The organism is Shinella yambaruensis, from assembly GCF_050859155.1.
GTDB classification, from domain to species: domain Bacteria; phylum Pseudomonadota; class Alphaproteobacteria; order Rhizobiales; family Rhizobiaceae; genus Shinella; species Shinella yambaruensis.
In genome coordinates this window covers 1,025,597-1,041,675 of sequence record NZ_CP150638.1, presented here as the reverse complement: position 1 = coordinate 1,041,675, position 16,079 = coordinate 1,025,597, and the positions used below count along the sequence as shown (strand labels likewise).

Below are 16,079 nucleotides of genomic sequence, written 5' to 3'. Positions count from 1 at the left end.
GCGCGCAATATGATTTTGCAAATTGCAATTTCGGCCATTTGTGCGACAATGGCAGCATGACCGACAAACGTGACGAAGCTGAGACGGACGATATCCCGGCGGGCATGCTGGCGCTGGACCAGCAGCTCTGCTTCGCCGTCTATTCGGCCGCCCATTCGCTGAACCGCACCTACAAGCCCCTGCTCGATCCCTACGGCCTCACCTATCCGCAATATATCGTGCTGATGACGCTGTGGGAGGAGGACGGGCGCACGGTGAAGGCGCTGGGCATGACGCTGGGCCTCGATTCCGGCACGCTCTCCCCCCTCCTCAAGCGGCTGGAGGCGGCCGGCTACATCCACCGCGCCCGCGACAGGAGCGACGAGCGCCAGGTCCTCGTCACGCTCACCGGCAAGGGCCATGCGATGAAGCGCGAGGCCGTGGGCATCCGCCGGCAGATCGGCAAGGCGACCGGCTGCTCGCTGGAGGCCCTGCAGACCCTGACGGCCGACCTGCAGGCCCTGACCGGCCGGCTCGATGCCGGCGCCGCGCAGGACGACGCCGCCTGAAAAGCGGGATTTTACCGGGTCCTCCCCTTACGGGATCTGTTCGCGATTCAACCTTCGCGCTAAAGTGCGCGCGGGCGAGCCGCGAAGGGGGCATTCTTGAATCCTGCATGGTCCTGGCTGAGGGCGAACACCGCCGCAAGCCTCTGGTGCATCGCCGCCGGCCTTTCCATGATGGCGCTCTGGCTGGCCGAGCCGGCGGGCCTTGCCGAGCGGCATCCATGGCTGTTCGGCATGAAGTTCAATGCCGCGCTCGCCTTCGTCGTCATCGGCACGGCGCTCGGCCTTGCCGCGCGCGGCCATGCGCGCCTGCCGGCGCTGATGATGGCCCCGGTCTTCCTCTACGGCGCGCTCGCGCTCTCCCAGCACCTTTTCGGCATCGACGCCGGCATCGACACGCTGCTCCACACGCCCTTCGTCGATATCGGCACCAGCCTGCCCGGGCGGATCGCCCCCAACACGGCGCTCTGCCTGATGCTGCTCAGCCTGGCGCTGGCGCTGCGCGCGCTCACCGGGAAGAACAGTGCGGTGCAGGTGGCGCTCGGCTTCGTCACCGTCATCATCGCGGCGGCCGCGCTGATCGGCTATGCGATCGCGCTGGATTTCGCCCATGACTGGATCCGCTTCACGCGCATGTCGTTCCAGAGCGCAAGCTGTTTCGTCGCCGTCGGCATCGCGCTCATCTTCACCGGCACGGAGGCGACCGGCGTCCACCGGGTGACGCTTGCCGGCGTGCTCGGCCTTGCCACCTATCTGCTGCTGCTCGCCATGAGCTACTACGAGCTGGCGCGCTACGAAGCCGCGTTCGGCATCACCTTCTCGAACAGCGATGCCGGCGCCCGCTCGACGCTCTCCTCGCTGGTGCTGATCTCGGGCGTCCTCTACGGCGCCCTCGTCGCCCATCTCTATGTCTCCTCCCGCCGCACGCGCCGCATGGCGGCGGACCTTGCCGAAAGCCGCGCCCGCCTCACCGCCATCATCGACAATGCCGTGGACGGCATCGTCACCATCGACGACCGCGGCATCATCCTGTCGGCCAATCCCGCCTGCACGCGCATCTTCGGCTTCACGCCGGAGGAGATGGTGGGCCGCAATGTCAGGATCCTGATGCCGGAGCCCTATCACAGCGAGCACGACCGCTATATCGCCAACTACAAGCGCAGCGGCGAGGCGAAGGTCATCGGCATCGGCCGCGAGGTGGAGGGCCGGCGCAAGGACGGCTCGGTCTTCCCGCTCGACCTTGCCGTCGCCAAGCTGGAGCTCGACGGCACGGTCATCTACAGCGGCATCGTGCGCGACATTTCCGAGCGCAAGGCGAGCGAGCAGGCGCTGATCGACGCCAATGCCGAGCTGGAGGAATTCGCCTACCGCACCTCGCACGACCTGCGCTCGCCGATCGCCTCCTCGCTCGGCCTCCTCACCATCTCCAAGGACATGCTGGCGGAAGGCGAGTTCACCGCGCTCGGCCAGACGCTGCAGCGCATGGAGCAGAATTTCCGCCGGCTCGACCACCTGATCCAGAACATCATCACCATCACCCGCAACCGGCTGATGGAGGAGGAGGCACGGCCCATCGCGCTGCGGGCGCTGATTTCAGAGGCGATCGACGCGCTCTCGCATTTCGAGGATTCCAAGCGGATCCGCATCGAAAATCATGTGCCGGCGGAATTGACAATCGTCAGCAAGCCGTCGAAATTCCAGGTCATCGTCGGCAACATGCTCTCCAACGCGGTCAAATATCACGATCCGAAGGAGGCGGAGCCGGCGATCGACATCCGCGCCTTCCGCTATGCCGGCAAGCTGCGGCTGTCGGTGGAAGACAACGGCCTGGGCGTTCCGCCCGCAAGCCGCCATTTGTTGTTCAAGATGTTCAAACGGCTGCACCCGAACCGGTCCTTCGGCAGCGGGCTCGGCCTCTACATATTGAGAAAGAGCGCGGAAGCCCTCGGCGGCACGGCGCTCTATGAAGCTAGAGATAAGGGCAGCCGGTTCATCATAGAACTGCCCGACGGGGATTGACCATGACTATCCAATCGATCCTGGTCGTCGACGACGACGAGAACGACCAGTTCATCTGTGAATACACCATCCGCAAATACGATCCGTCGATCCGCATCATCAAGGCATTCGACGGCTCGGAAGCGCTCGACATCCTGCACCGCGAGACGCCCGACGCCATCATCCTCGACATCAACATGCCCGTCATGAACGGCTTCGAATTCCTCGACCGCTATGCCGAGGAATTCGAGGTGCACGCCCCCGTCGTCGCCATGCTGACCAGCTCCCATCTCGGCAAGGACCGCGAGCGGGCGATGCAGTACAGCTTCGTGAAGAGCTATTTCGAAAAGCCCCTGCAGTCCGACCACCTGCGCCTCATGACGGAATTGCTCGACGAATAGTCGCGGGATGGATTGACGCGTGTCCGGCGAAAATCCCCTCTGGAATCCCCCTGGCCTACGGGCCTCTCCCCTTCAAGGGCAGAGCGATCGCCCATGGCAGGAAACCGTTGCCCCATCCCCTTCTCCCCCGCGGGGAGAAGGTGCCGGCAGGCGGATGAGGGGGATGGCGAAGGCGCAAACGATCCGTCCGAACCACCCCCTCATCCGACCCTTCGGGCCACCTTCTCCCCGCGGGGGAGAAGGGGATGTGCGGCACCGTCGAACCCCATATGCAATGGCCTTGCCCTCTGCGGGGAGAGCAACGGAGGACGCCCCCGCAACCACCACACTCCCCCACAATTTAGCCCCCGTCCCGCTTTCTCTCTCCCTTTCGGAAAATCCTTCGCCATAGTGGCCGCATGTCCACGATTCGCCCCCTGATTCCCCTTCTCGTCACCGCAGGCATCCTGATCGGCGGGAACGGGCTGCAGGGCACGTTCATCGCGCTGCGCGCCTCGCAGGAGGGGTTCTCCACCGCGGTGATCGGCATCGTCGGCGCGGGGTATTCCATCGGCTTTGCCATCGGCTGCATCTACGTGACGCGCTTCCTGCGCGCGATCGGCCATATCCGCACCTTCTCCGCCATGGCGGCGATCGCCTCGGCCTCCGCCATAGCCATGGTGCTGGTCATCGATCCCGTCTTCTGGTTCGCCATGCGGCTCGTCGCCGGCATCTGCTTCGCCAGCCTCTTCGCCACCGTCGAAAGCTGGCTGAACGCCGCCGTCACCAATGCCAACCGGGCGCGCACGCTCTCCGTCTACCGCGTCGTCGACCTCGGCTCGGTCACCGCGGCGCAATATCTCATTCCCGGCATCGGCATCGGCGGCTTCGAGCTGTTCGCCATCGTCGCCATGGCGCTGTCGCTGTCGCTGGTGCCGATCTCGCTGGCCGACCGCTCCAGCCCGACGGTGCCGGAAGCCATCCACTTCGATATCCCGAAGCTCTGGAACATCTCGCCGCTGGCAACCGTCGGCTGCATCGTCGTCGGCCTCACCAATGCCGCCTTCCGCAATCTCGGGCCGATCTACGCCCACGACATCGGCCTTTCGGTGACGGCGATCGCCAGCTTCATGAGCGCCGGCATCGTCGGCGGCGTGGTGCTGCAATATCCGCTCGGCCTTTATTCCGACCGGCTCGACCGGCGGCTGATCATCCTCGTCGCCACGCTCGGCTCGGCGCTCGCCGCGCTCTACCTCGCCTTCTTCGCCGGCGGCAACGAGGTGAGGAACCTCGTCGGCATCTTCATCTTCGGCGCCTTCGCCATGCCGCTCTATTCGCTCTGCTCGGCCCATGCCAACGACCATGCCGGCGAAGGCGAGCATGCGCTGGTCTCCGCCGGCATGCTGTTCTTCTGGTCCTGCGGGGCGATCATCGGCCCGCTCTTCGCCTCGGTGCTGCTGCAGTTCTTCGGCCCGCAGGCGCTGTTCCTCTACACCGCCGTCATCCTCGTGTCCTTCATGGCCTATACGGCGCTGCGCATGAGCGCCCGCGCCGCCGTGCCCGCCGGGAAACGGCGCAGCCGCTTCCGCAACCTCCTGCGCACCTCCTTCTTCTTCAACAAGCTCGCCGACAAGGACCGCAACGGCGATCCCTGAGCCTGCGGCAATCTGGTCGGGCGCCGCTTATTGCTGAGGCTCTCTCTCAGGTTTAGAAGCGGATGGACGCACCGGAGGGACCGCCATGCTGACACGCCGCACGCTGATGAAGGGCGCACTCGTCGCCGGGGCCTATGCCGGCGGCGTCGGCCTTGCAGGCCGCTTCGGCGGGCTGGCGAAGGCCGAGGCACCGGTAACGCTCGTTGCCCGCCCCGGCGAGGCGATGATCACCGACAAGGGCCCGACGAAGGGCGTCATGACCTATGGCGACGCCGAGATCCCGCCCGTGCTGCGCATGCGGCGGGGCGAGGCCTTTGCGCTGCGCCTCGACAACAGGCTCGACGAGCCGACGACGATCCACTGGCACGGGCTTCGCATCGACAACAGGATGGACGGCGTGCCCTTCCTGACGCAGCCCTATGTCTATGGCGGCGACGGGTTCGACTATGCCTTCACCCCGCCCGATGCCGGCACCTTCTGGTATCACCCCCATTGCAACACGCTCACCCAGATCGGCCGCGGCCTTGCCGGCCTCGTCGTCGTGGAGGACCCGGCGGATCCCGTCTTCGACGCCGAGATCGTGCTCAACCTGCGCGACTGGCGGCTTGGCGGCGACGGCCAGTTCATCGCCCAGTTCAAGCCGCGCGACGCCGCCCGCGCCGGCACCTTCGGCACGGTGCGCACCGCCAACTGGCGGCAATCGCCGCAATATGACGCGCCGGCCGGCGGCCTCGTGCGCCTGCGCCTTGCCGCGACCGACGTCACCCGCATCCTAGCGCTCCAGATGGAGGGCGCCGAAGCCACGGTCATCGCCCTCGACGGCAATCCGGCGGCGACGCGCTTTGCGCTCGACCACCTGATGATCGGCCCCGGCCAGCGGCTCGACCTTGTGCTGCGCATGCCCGACACGGAGGGCGCCATCGCGGCGCTGAAGGACCTGCGCGGCACCAAGCCGGCGACGCTCGCCACCTTCCGCGCCACCGGCGCCTCGCTGAAGCGCGATGCGCGCGACCTGCCGCCGCTCACGCAAAACCCGCTGCCCGAGCCGGACCTGTCCGCCGCCGCCGAGATCCCCTTCGTCCTCAGCGCCTCGGCGGAGGAGCGGCCGAAGGACGGCATCTGCGGCTCGCTCGGCTACAATTTCTGGGCCATCAACAAGGTGCCGTGGGCCGACGACACGGGCGACCCGACCGCCCCGCTCGCCGAGATGAAGGCGGGCAGGACCTATATCTTCAACGTCGAGAACCCGACGCCGCAGGTCCACCCCCTCCACCTGCACGGCCTCGTCTTCCGGCCGATGAACTCCAACAAGCAGGCGATCCGCCCGCATTTTTCCGACACCTACCTCATCCTGCCGGACGAGAAGGTGCAGCTCGCCCTCGTCGCCGACAATCCGGGCGACTGGGTGTTCCATTGCCACATCATCGAGCACCAGAAGACCGGCATGACGAGCTACGTGCGGGTCGTCTAGAGGCCATCGCGAAGTCGTGCCGTGCGGCTCGTGGATCCTCGGGTCGAGCCCGAGGATGACGCAAGAAGAGACACAGGACGAACATAAGGAACGGTGCAGCATGCCGTGCCGTTTGACGGGTGAGAAACTTTGCCTTCCCCGTCATCCTCGGGCTTGACCCGAGGATCCAAGCCGCGGGTGAGGCGTGGATGCTCGGGTCGAGCCCGAGCATGACGGAAGAGAGGGCGTGCTGCGCCCTTGCCATGGCCTGCCACCTCAAGTTTTCGATTGTGGCAAAACCGTGGAACGTCTAAAGCTGCCCGATCAAAAAACGAGAAAGTCCGCCCGAGCCGCTTATGCAGATCATCGAGACCACCGCAGCCCTTGCCGAAGCCTGTGAGACACTCGCCCGTTCCGAGTACCTGACCATCGACACGGAATTCCTGCGGGAAACCACCTTCTGGCCGGAACTCTGCCTGATCCAGCTCGCAGGCCCCGAGACCGAGGTGATCGTCGATCCGCTCGCCAAGGGCCTCGACCTTGCCCCCTTCTTCGCCCTGATGGCGAACCCGGCGGTTCTGAAGGTGTTCCATGCCGCCCGGCAGGACATCGAGATCATCGTCAACCGCGGCGACCTCATCCCGCATCCGATCTTCGACACGCAGGTCGCCGCCATGGTCTGCGGCTTCGGCGACAGCGTCTCCTACGACCAGCTGGTGCAGAAGATCAAGGGCGTGCACATCGACAAGTCCTCGCGCTTCACCGACTGGAGCCGCCGGCCGCTCACCGAAAAGCAGCTCGAATATGCGCTGGCCGACGTGACGCACCTGCGCGACGTCTATCTCGCGCTCAAGGAGAAGCTGGAGGCCGCCGGCCGCTCGCTGTGGCTGACCGAGGAAATGGCGGTGCTGGAAGCGCGCGAGACCTACGACCTGCATCCGGACGACGCCTGGCGGCGGCTGAAGATGCGCGTCAAGAAGCCGATCGAGCTGGCCGTGCTGCAGAAGGTCGCCGCCTGGCGCGAGCGGGAGGCGCGCGGCCGCAACGTGCCGCGCTCGCGCATCCTCAAGGACGACACGATCTACGAGATCGCCCAGCAGCAGCCGGCCGATGCCGAGGCGCTGGCGCGCCTGCGCACGATTCCCAAGGGCTGGGAGCGCTCGCAGTCCGGCGCGGCCCTGCTGGAGGCGATCAACGAGGCGCTCGCCATTCCGAAGACCGACCTGCCGCGCCTGCCCCGCCAGGCCCATGTGCCGGAGGGCGCCGCGGCCGCCAGCGAGATGCTGAAGGTGCTCCTGAAGATCGTCTCGGAGAAGGAAGGCGTCGCCGCCAAGATCATCGCCAACAGCGACGATCTGGAAAAGATCGCCATCGACGGCGAGGCGGCCGATGTCGCCGCGCTCTCCGGCTGGCGCCGCGAGCTCTTCGGCGAAACGGCCCTCAACCTCATCGGCGGCAAGGTGGCGCTGCGCTTCGTCGACAGGAAGATCGAGGCGGTCGCGCTCTGATCAGGCGTGCAGCTTCGCCCCCTTGGTGATGCGGTCGACGGTCTTCCTGTCGGCATGCAGCGCGATGCCGACGACCTTGGCGTCATCGGGCCCGAATTCGGCGAAGACGGCGCGGTTGGCCGCGTCATGGCCGGTCGTAAACATCTCCTCGATATAGACGGAGGCCGGGACGTCGCGCTCGAGGGCGCGGGCATGGATCTTCGACAACGTTCCGCCGTCCGTCGAAAGCACGATGACCGGCTGGACGCTGAGCGCATTGTAGACATTGCCGGCCGCATCGCGATAAGCTTCGCCGATCAGCTCCGGTTTCCGGCCGATGATGCCGCCGGACAGGAAGGCGGTCACGTTCAGCTTCTGCCAGACCTCCAGGTCCTCGCGCAGGACGATGGCGAACTTGGTATCGAACATGCAGGTATACTCCCGAAAAAAGGCTGCGGACCATTCCGCGGCCAATGCGATAGCAGGCGCGGTCGAGGGCCCGCTTGAACGTTCGTGCACGGAAAGGGACCGCATCGTCGTGGCGCCGGAGCTCGCCGGCATCGAGCGCATCGAGGCGCGCTTCCACGGCAAGGGCTTCGAGCCGCACCGGCACGATACCTACGCGCTCGGCGTCACCATGGCCGGCATCCAGACCTTCTCCTATCGCGGCGAGACCCGCTTCAGCCCGCCCGGCAACGTGATCGTGCTGCATCCCGACGAGATGCACGACGGGGGCGCGGCCACCGAGGACGGCCTCACCTACCGCATGATCTACATCCCGCCGGAACGTTTCCTGCCGGCGACCGCCGCGCGCGGGCGCACGCTGCCCTTCGTCGCCGCGCCGGTCATCGACGATCCCAGGCTGGCAGGCCTGCTGCTGGACGCCATCGGCAGCATGGATGCGGCGATCGAGCCGCTGAAGCTCGACGAGCTGCTGGGGGAGATCGCCGCCGCCCTGCTCGACCATGCCGGCGCGCCGCAGGCGGGCACGGGCCGGCTCGCCCATGCCGAGGTGCGCCGGGCCTGCGATTTCCTGAGGGAAAACCTCTCCCGGCAGGTCAGCTCGGCCGACCTCGAAGAGGTGACGGGGCTCGACCGCTTCACGCTTGCCCGGCAGTTCCGCCAGCTTCTCGGCACCAGCCCGCACCGCTACCTCGTCATGCGCCGGCTGGAGCGGGCGAAGGTTCTGATTACGGCGGGGGAAAGCATCGCGGAAGCCGCCTTTGCCAGCGGCTTTGCCGACCAGGCGCATCTCAACCGCCATTTCAAGAAGGCGCTCGGCATGACGCCCGGGCGCTTCGCGGCGCTCGCCGTCTAGTCTCCCCCCCCCAGCCCCGTCATGAAAGCGACAAGCAACTGTCAAGCGGCGGTCATGTGCGCCGCCTATCAACGGCCTCGCTTTGCCAACCCGATGGGGACATTCATGACCAGACACCTTTTCACCACCGCCGCCCTCGCGCTTCTGATGGCGACCGCCGCGCAGGCCGACGACAAGGAATTTCCGGCCACGCTGACGGCCCATGCGATCCTGCCGGCGGACACGATCATCGCCGCCCCGGCCGACGCCGCCACCTACCTGAAGACATCCGGCAAGTTCACCACCGCCGACCGCAAGCGCACAGAAGCGCTCGGCACCGTCATGGGCAAGGACGGCGTGCGCGAGACCGGCCTGGCGCTGCCCTTCGACGGCCAGCCGATGCAGGGTTTCTCCGGCATCAAGACCATGGAGGACGGCTCGTTCTGGACGCTTTCCGACAACGGCTTCGGCAACAAGCTGAACTCCACCGACGCCATGCTGATGATCCACAATGTGCGCTTCGACTGGGACAAGGGCACGATGGAGCCGGTCAGGACCGTCTTCCTCTCCGACCCGGACCGGAAGGCACCCTTCCCGATCGTCATGGAAGGCGCGGAGACGCGTTACCTGACGGGCGGCGACTTCGACGTCGAATCCATCCAGCCGGTCGCGGACGGCTTCTGGATCGGCGAGGAATTCGGCCCCTACATCCTGAAATTCGACCGCGACGGCAGGCTCACCGACGTCATCGCCACCGAGGTGGACGGCAAGCCGGTCACCTCGCCGGACAACCCGACGCTCGCCGTGCAGGCCGATCCCTCCAAGAAGATGCCGGCCTTCAACCTGAAGCGCTCCGGCGGCTATGAGGGCCTGGCGCTCTCGAAGGACGGCACGAAGCTCTACGGCCTCCTGGAAGGCCCGCTCTGGGTCGACAGCGAGAGCGTCGAGCAGGCGGACGGCCGCCCGGCGCTGCGCATCGTCGAGCTCGACGCCGCCTCCAAGGCCTGGACGGGCCGCAGCTGGCTCTACCCGCTCGCCGAGGGCGGCGAGGCGATCGGCGACTTCAACATGCTGGACGGGACGACCGCGCTGGTGATCGAGCGCGACAACGGCGCCGGCACCGCCGACAAGGCCTGCGCCGACGCCAAGGACGCAAAGCCCGACTGCTTCGCCACCGCCTCGAAGGTCAAGCGCATCTACAAGATCGCCATGACCGACGAGAATGCCGGCAAGGCCGTGCGCAAGATCGGCTATATCGATCTCCTGAAGATCGCCGACCCCGACAACAGGAAGCGCCAGGGCGGCGGCGACGGCTTCTACGACATGCCGTTCGTGACGATCGAGAACGTCGACCGCGTCGACGAGACCCACATCATCGTCGGCAACGACAACAACCTGCCCTTCTCCGCCGGCCGCGCGCTGGACAAGGCCGACGACAACGAGTTCGTGCTCCTTGAGGTCGGCGAGTTGCTGAAGGCCGAGTGATCGGTGACGGTTGGGCGTGAGAGACGGCAGCGGCTGCGGGCGCTGCCGTTTTGGTTTTGGCGGCATTGCTCTTTGGGTGTCTGCCTTCCCCGTCGTCATCCTCGGGCTTGACCCGAGGATGACGGAGGAGAAGTGAACGGACTTGACAGCGGCTTATGGTGGCGGGTCGTCAATACGGCTTGCACGGATATGAGGCCGGCGCCGTCTCCACCCTAACTTGGATCGACCAGCTGCAGGATGAGCTGGTGCACGTTGCCGCCGTCGTTCAGCTCGACCTGGTCGAACGCGCGGCTGCGGGCGCGCTGGGCCTGGGAGAGCTCGCCGAGCTTGGCCTGGAGCTGCGGGCGGATCTTCTGGCAGTTCGGGTCGTTCTCGACCGTCATGCCGACGCTTGCCGCCTCGATCTCCTTCACCATGTCCTTGATGAAGTCGCCGTGCACCTTCTCATGCGCGGTCACGCCGGCGAGGAAGGTGTCCCAGCGGCTTTTCAGCGGCTCGGAGAGCTTCACCTTCAGCTTCGGCAGCGTGTAGGTGATGATCAGCTTCGGCTTGTTGACCGTGATGGTGCAGGCATTGCCCTGGCGCTCGTACTTGCGCGTCCAGGTGAGCTTGAAGCCGGTATGGGCGATGACGCGGGCGACGCCGAGCTTCGGGCCGCGCGCGCCGATCGACTGGTAGATCTCGAGGCCCGTCGCGCCCGTCACGCCGTAGGGCTCGACGCGCTCGACGGCCTGCCAGTCCTGCGCTGCCGCACTTCCGGCAAAGAGCAGGGCGGCGAGAAGGAGGGCGCCTCTCATCCCTCGCCTCACAGGAACCGGAAGGCGAGCTTCTTGCCGGTGAGCTTGGCAAGCTGCTGGAGGCGGCCGTCGAGCCGCTCGCCGGTCAGTTCGGAATAGTCGGCGGGCACGACGAATTCGAGGTCGGCCCCGGAGGCGGTCGCCTTGCGGAAGGCAAGGTGCGGCACGACGCCGGGCATGGAGGCGGAGAAGAGGTAGACGACGCGGAGCAGGCCGCCGACGAGCTTGGCGAGCTCGCGCAGGCGCGGCGTCGCGATGGCGGCCAGCGAGCTGCTGACGGCGTCGTCGCCAAGGCCCTCGAAGCGGTAGTAGTTGGTGAGCGCGATGAAGGCGCGGCCGGGATGGGTGATGCCGATGAAGGTGCCGTGGGCGATGAGGTTCAACGCCTGCAGGCCGCGATAATCGGGATGGGCGCGCCAGCTGATATCGGCGAGCAGGCATGCGGCCTCGCGGTAGCGGCGCTCCTCCTCGGTCTCGGTGATGCCGAAGAGCGGCATCATGCGGCCGGTCCATTCGGCAAGCTCGCGCGCATGCTCGGGCGAGCGGGCGCGCAGGATGGCAAGTTCGCCGGCGGCGGCGATGAGCGGGTCGCGCGCCTTTTCCCGGTCGGGCAGGAGCGAATAGAGAAACCCTTCGCGCACGCCCTGGGCGGAGAAGAACACCCGCGACGGCTTCATGATCGCGATCGTCTCCTGCAGGGCGACGGCGCCGAACGGCAGGAGGTTGCGGCGGCCCTTGGAGATCGCCGCATAGGCGGGATCCTTCTGGTCCTTGGCCGTCACGATGTCCGTCAGGAAATCCATGGCGTCGGAAAAGCCGAGCTCGTAGCCCTGGATCATGTGCAGCGGGTAGTTCTGCACCTCCATGTGGAGCGCCCCGATGGCGCGCCAGGTGCCGCCGACGGCGTAGAAGGCGCGACCGGCGCCGTTCTTCAGGAGATTGGCGGTGCGCAGGTATTTTCGCGCGACGATGCGGGCCTGGGCGGGCGAGCCGCCGGAGGCTTCCGAAAGCCGGATGCCGCCGAGCGGCAGCGTGATGCCGCGGCCGATCATGGCGCCTGCCACGTCGATCAGCTCCAGCGAGCCGCCGCCGAGGTCGCCGACGATGCCGTCCGGATCATGAAAGCCGCTGACGATACCGAGCGCGGAGAAATAGGCCTCCTCCTCGCCGGTCAGGACGCGGACCTTCTGGCCGAGGATGAGCTCTGCCTGGTGGATGAAATCGGGGCCGTTCTCCGCCTCGCGCGCGGCGGCGGTCGCCAGCGCGAACATGGTGGAGGCGCGCGCCTGCCAGGACAGGGCCTTGAAACGATGCAGCGCCGCAAGCGCCCGCTCGACGCTGGCCGGATCCATGCGGCCGGTCTTGGCAATACCCTTGCCGAGGCCGCACATGACCTTCTCGTTGAACAGGATGGCCGGCGACCGACTCATGCCCTCGTAGATCACGAGGCGAATCGAGTTGGAACCGATATCCACGACTGACACCGGGGCAATTCCAGGCAAACGCCCCTGGGCTTCAGACTCAACCATGCATATCCAGTTTACTTCTTCCGGCGGCCTTGCCAGCCCGCGATCGCCTTCGGTGCGCTGGACTTCAGGGCCTCACCCCGGCCGGACAGGCTGGGATTGGTCATGAAGTAGTGCTGAGCGTTGAACGGCTCGGCACCGGGCTGCACTTCCATGCGCCGGGACGTTCCGTCCGCAAGAATCTCGTAGCTCTGCTGGTTATCGATGAGATTGCCCAGCATGATCTGCGAGAGAACCTGCTCATGCACCGTCCGGTTGATCAAGGGCACGAGTGTCTCGACTCGCCGGTCCAGGTTGCGCGGCATCATGTCCGCGGAGCTTATATAGACCAGCGCCTTGTCCGAGGGAAGCCCGTGGCCGTTGCCGAAGCAGAAGATACGGGAATGTTCGAGGAAGCGGCCGACGATGGACTTGACGCGGATATTGTCGGAAAGCCCGGGAACCCGCGGACGCAGGCAGCAGATGCCGCGCACGACGAGGTCGATCTCCACGCCCGCCTGGCTCGCGCGGTAGAGCGCGTCGATGATGTCGGGATCGACCAGCGAGTTCATCTTCATCCAGATCGCCGCCGGCGCGCCGTTCTTCGCATGGGCGATCTCCTCCTCGATGTGGCGGAGAATGCGCGGGCGCAGCGTATAGGGCGAGAAGGCGAGCTTCATGCCGGCTTCCGGTTCGCCGTAGCCGGTGATGAAGTTGAAGATGTTCGCCATGTCGCTGGCGATGGTCGGGTTGCAGGTGAAGAAGGAAAGGTCGGTGTAGATCTTCGCCGTGATCGGGTGGTAGTTGCCCGTGCCGAGGTGGCAGTAGGTGCGCAGCTTACCCTCCTCGCGGCGCACGACCATCGACATCTTGGCATGGGTCTTCAGTTCGATGAAGCCGAAGACGACCTGCACGCCGGCGCGCTCCAGGTCGCGCGCCCAGCGGATGTTCGCCTCCTCGTCGAAGCGGGCCTTCAATTCCACCAGCGCCGTCACCGACTTGCCGGCCTCGGCCGCGTCGATCAGCGCGCGCACGATCGGACTGTCGTTGGAGGTGCGGTAGAGCGTCTGCTTTATCGCCAGGACGTCAGGATCGCGCGCAGCCTGGAGAAGGAACTGGACCACCACGTCGAAGCTTTCGTAGGGGTGGTGGACGACCATGTCCTTTTCGCGGATGGCGGCGAAGCAGTCTCCGGCATGCTCGCGGACGCGCTCGGGAAATCGGGCATTGTAGGGCTCGAACCGGAGGTCGTCGCGCGGCGCCTTGGCGATTTCCGACAGCGTGTTGAGGGCGAGAAGGCCGGGCAGGACGGCGACGCGGTTGTCCGGCACGTTCAGTTCGCCGACGACGAAGCGGCGCAGCGATTCGGGCATTTCCGAATCGGTCTCGATGCGGATCACCGAACCGCGGCGGCGGCGCTTCAGCGCCGTCTCGAAGAAGCGCACGAGGTCTTCGGCCTCTTCCTCCACCTCGATATCGCTGTCGCGGATGATGCGGAAGGTGCCCGAGCCGCGCACGATGTAGCCGGGGAAGAGCTTTCCGATGAAGAGGCCGACGACATCCTCCAGCGTGATGTAGCGGATCGCGCCCTTGGCGTCGGGCAGGCGGATGAAGCGGTCGAGCGCCACCGGCAGGCGCAGCAGCGCCGTCATCGGCTCCTTGCCCGTCGTGCTTTCCAGCTGCAGGCCGATCGAGAAGCCGAGATTGGGGATGAACGGGAACGGGTGCGCCGGGTCGATCGACAGCGGCGTCAGCACGGGGAAGATCGACTGGGTGAATTCCTGCTGCAGCCAGACCTTGTCGTCGCTGGTGAGCGCGGTCGGGCGGACGATCAGGATATCCTCCTTGGCGAGGTACTGCTGGAGCACGGCAAGCGAGGCCTGCTGCTCCATCTGCAGATTGTCGATCTCCTTGAGGATATCGTCGAGCTGCTCGGCCGAGGTCTTGCCGTCGGGGCTGCGGATGCCGACGCCCTGGCGCACCTGGCCCTCGAGGCCGGCGACGCGCACCATGAAGAACTCGTCGAGGTTGCCGGCCGAGATCGACAGGAAGCGCACGCGCTCCAGGAGCGGATGGGCTGTATTCAGCGTTTCCTCGAGCACGCGGCGATTGAACTGCAGCCAGGAGAATTCGCGGTTGATGAAGCGTTCGGGGCTTGCCATCAGGGCCGCGACATCGGCGCTCGCCCCTTCCGGCGGCGGCACCTGCTCGACAGGCTTTTCCTGCGCATGTTCCGAAGTCGCTGTATCCATTGGAGAGTCCGCCCCACTTCGCCGCCAGATCGGCCGCATGCTTTCCACGCGGGTTCGGACGGAAACCGATTTCCACTTTTCTCCGAACCGCTTAGCGCAGTTTGACGACGGAACTGTGACAGTCAATCCGGGGTCGGTGGAATTCGCCGAGCAATCGCCGGGTGTTCCTTCTGGCAGGCAGGCCATCCCGCCCTGAGGACAAGACAATCACCTGTGGTGGAATGCGGCGTCGCCGCTCTCCCCTTCTCCCTCGCGGGGAGAAGGTGGCCCGAAGGGTCGGATGAGAGGGTGGCTCGGATCGAGCCTTTGCGGCTTTGCCATCCCCTTCATCCGCCTGCCGGCACCTTCTCCCCGCGGGGGAGAAGGGGATGGGGCGACGGTTTCCTTCCATAGGCGATAGCCCTGCCCCTTGAGGGGGAGATGACCGGCAGGCCAGGGGGGATCACCGGATGCCGGCTTGAACTCTCCGGCTCACTCCTCGCCGCCGACCATTTCGCCCAGCACTTCCTGCGCCAGCGTGCGGGTGATCCGGCTGCCGCGGGCGAGCGCCAGCCGGTCGAGGCGTTCGACGAGCGTCTGGGCGGCCTCCAGCGAGCGCTCCATGCGCGCGACGATATAGGCGACGAGCCTTTCGTCGACGAAGAGCTGGCGGTCGGCGAAGAGCTTTATGATGACCTGCGAGAGCAGTTCGTCGTCCGGCTCGCCGATCTCCACCACCGTTGCGGCCTTCAGGCGCGAGCGCAGGTCCGCCAGCTCGACCGGCCAGGACATCGGCCACAGCCGGCTGGTGATCAGCAGCGTGTGGCCGTGCTGGCGCACATTGTTGATGATGTGGAAGAGCGCGCGGTCGTCGAAACCGGCGCGGTCGGCGTCCTCGATGAGCACGGGGCCGCGCTCGGCGGCCGCCTCGGCGCCCCTGCCCGCCTTCGCCTCGATGATCTCGGCACCCGCCTTCTCGCGCCAGATGGCGGCGAGGTGCGACTTTCCCGAGCCGACGGGGCCTGCGATGACGACGACGGGCGAAGGCCAGTGCGGCCAGGCGTCGATCATCGCCACGGCGGCATTGACCGGCTCGGCGACCAGAAGGTCGTCACGCCCCGTCGCGGGGTCGTGCCCGAAGGCCAGCGGCAACTGTTCGGCTGTCTTGCGCGATGTCATGGTGCTACTCGGATACCAACTCTTCGTTCTGGCGCAAGTCCGGGCGGACGCCGCTCCGCCTGGCGCGGCC

General features: G+C 66.3%; 13 protein-coding genes. 8 read left to right on the top strand and 5 right to left on the bottom strand.

Annotation, left to right across the window (positions count from 1 at the left end):
- The first annotated feature begins 56 nt into the window (after positions 1 to 56).
- The 6 genes from WMC41_RS05085 to rnd all read left to right on the top strand — a co-directional run bounded on the left by WMC41_RS05085 (position 57) and on the right by rnd (position 7,536).
- Positions 57 to 548 (top strand): MarR family winged helix-turn-helix transcriptional regulator, encoded by a 492-nt coding sequence (locus WMC41_RS05085; RefSeq protein ID WP_432347214.1) that lies wholly within the window; start codon positions 57 to 59, stop codon positions 546 to 548.
- A 96-nt stretch (positions 549 to 644) separates the two neighbouring features.
- Positions 645 to 2,564 (top strand): sensor histidine kinase, encoded by a 1,920-nt coding sequence (locus WMC41_RS05080; RefSeq protein ID WP_432347213.1) that lies wholly within the window; start codon positions 645 to 647, stop codon positions 2,562 to 2,564.
- Positions 2,565 to 2,566: 2 nt separating this feature from the next.
- Entirely contained in the window at positions 2,567 to 2,944 is a 378-nt protein-coding gene (locus WMC41_RS05075; RefSeq protein ID WP_245082257.1) for a response regulator, read from the top strand.
- A 398-nt stretch (positions 2,945 to 3,342) separates the two neighbouring features.
- Positions 3,343 to 4,578, top strand: coding sequence for an MFS transporter (locus WMC41_RS05070; RefSeq protein ID WP_432347212.1), 1,236 nt, complete (start codon positions 3,343 to 3,345; stop codon positions 4,576 to 4,578).
- Positions 4,579 to 4,663: 85 nt separating this feature from the next.
- Entirely contained in the window at positions 4,664 to 6,049 is a 1,386-nt protein-coding gene (locus WMC41_RS05065) for a multicopper oxidase family protein (RefSeq protein WP_432347211.1), read from the top strand.
- A gap of 341 nt (positions 6,050 to 6,390) precedes the next feature.
- The gene (gene rnd / locus WMC41_RS05060; RefSeq protein WP_432348264.1) at positions 6,391 to 7,536 is read left to right on the top strand and encodes a ribonuclease D; all 1,146 of its coding nucleotides are present in this window, start codon (positions 6,391 to 6,393) and stop codon (positions 7,534 to 7,536) included.
- Here rnd and WMC41_RS05055 read toward each other — a convergent pair whose 3' ends face one another.
- Positions 7,537 to 7,944 carry a DUF2000 family protein gene (locus tag WMC41_RS05055; protein WP_432347210.1) on the bottom strand — a complete coding sequence of 136 codons (408 nt, stop codon included), beginning with the start codon at positions 7,942 to 7,944 and terminating at the stop codon, positions 7,537 to 7,539.
- Between WMC41_RS05055 and WMC41_RS05050 the strand changes: the two genes are divergently transcribed.
- Both WMC41_RS05050 and WMC41_RS05045 read left to right on the top strand, forming a co-directional pair.
- Entirely contained in the window at positions 7,943 to 8,833 is an 891-nt protein-coding gene (locus WMC41_RS05050) for an AraC family ligand binding domain-containing protein (protein WP_432347209.1), read from the top strand. The two genes, WMC41_RS05055 and WMC41_RS05050, sit on opposite strands and share 2 nt — an antisense overlap.
- A 105-nt stretch (positions 8,834 to 8,938) precedes the next feature.
- Positions 8,939 to 10,297 carry an esterase-like activity of phytase family protein gene (locus tag WMC41_RS05045; protein ID WP_432347208.1) on the top strand — a complete coding sequence of 453 codons (1,359 nt, stop codon included), beginning with the start codon at positions 8,939 to 8,941 and terminating at the stop codon, positions 10,295 to 10,297.
- A 212-nt stretch (positions 10,298 to 10,509) separates the two neighbouring features.
- Here WMC41_RS05045 and WMC41_RS05040 read toward each other — a convergent pair whose 3' ends face one another.
- The 4 genes from WMC41_RS05040 to hdaA form a co-directional block, all read right to left on the bottom strand.
- Positions 10,510 to 11,094, bottom strand: a complete 585-nt coding sequence (locus WMC41_RS05040) for a DUF922 domain-containing Zn-dependent protease (RefSeq protein WP_432347207.1) — start codon at positions 11,092 to 11,094, stop codon at positions 10,510 to 10,512.
- Between the two features lie 8 nt (positions 11,095 to 11,102).
- Positions 11,103 to 12,623, bottom strand: a complete 1,521-nt coding sequence (locus WMC41_RS05035) for a Ppx/GppA family phosphatase (RefSeq protein WP_432347206.1) — start codon at positions 12,621 to 12,623, stop codon at positions 11,103 to 11,105.
- An 11-nt stretch (positions 12,624 to 12,634) separates the two neighbouring features.
- Positions 12,635 to 14,851, bottom strand: coding sequence for an RNA degradosome polyphosphate kinase (locus WMC41_RS05030; protein ID WP_272804823.1), 2,217 nt, complete (start codon positions 14,849 to 14,851; stop codon positions 12,635 to 12,637).
- 471 nt (positions 14,852 to 15,322) lie between these two features.
- On the bottom strand, positions 15,323 to 16,009 hold the full coding sequence (hdaA, locus tag WMC41_RS05025; protein WP_245082277.1) for a DnaA regulatory inactivator HdaA: 687 nt from the start codon (positions 16,007 to 16,009) through the stop codon (positions 15,323 to 15,325).
- Between the last annotated feature and the right edge of the window lie 70 nt (positions 16,010 to 16,079).

Bases quoted from the DNA above. Each gene is read 5' to 3' on its own strand.
- WMC41_RS05070 (WP_432347212.1), top strand. From the start codon at position 3,343: ATGTCCACGATTCGCCCCCTGATTCCCCTTCTCGTCACCGCAGGCATC.
- WMC41_RS05055 (WP_432347210.1), bottom strand. From the start codon at position 7,944: ATGTTCGATACCAAGTTCGCCATCGTCCTGCGCGAGGACCTGGAGGTC.
- WMC41_RS05030 (WP_272804823.1), bottom strand. From the start codon at position 14,851: ATGGATACAGCGACTTCGGAACATGCGCAGGAAAAGCCTGTCGAGCAG.
- WMC41_RS05040 (WP_432347207.1), bottom strand. From the start codon at position 11,094: ATGAGAGGCGCCCTCCTTCTCGCCGCCCTGCTCTTTGCCGGAAGTGCG.
- WMC41_RS05065 (WP_432347211.1), top strand. From the start codon at position 4,664: ATGCTGACACGCCGCACGCTGATGAAGGGCGCACTCGTCGCCGGGGCC.
- hdaA (WP_245082277.1), bottom strand. From the start codon at position 16,009: ATGACATCGCGCAAGACAGCCGAACAGTTGCCGCTGGCCTTCGGGCAC.
- WMC41_RS05075 (WP_245082257.1), top strand. From the start codon at position 2,567: ATGACTATCCAATCGATCCTGGTCGTCGACGACGACGAGAACGACCAG.
- WMC41_RS05050 (WP_432347209.1), top strand. From the start codon at position 7,943: ATGCAGGTATACTCCCGAAAAAAGGCTGCGGACCATTCCGCGGCCAAT.
- WMC41_RS05035 (WP_432347206.1), bottom strand. From the start codon at position 12,623: ATGGTTGAGTCTGAAGCCCAGGGGCGTTTGCCTGGAATTGCCCCGGTG.
- WMC41_RS05045 (WP_432347208.1), top strand. From the start codon at position 8,939: ATGACCAGACACCTTTTCACCACCGCCGCCCTCGCGCTTCTGATGGCG.
- WMC41_RS05085 (WP_432347214.1), top strand. From the start codon at position 57: ATGACCGACAAACGTGACGAAGCTGAGACGGACGATATCCCGGCGGGC.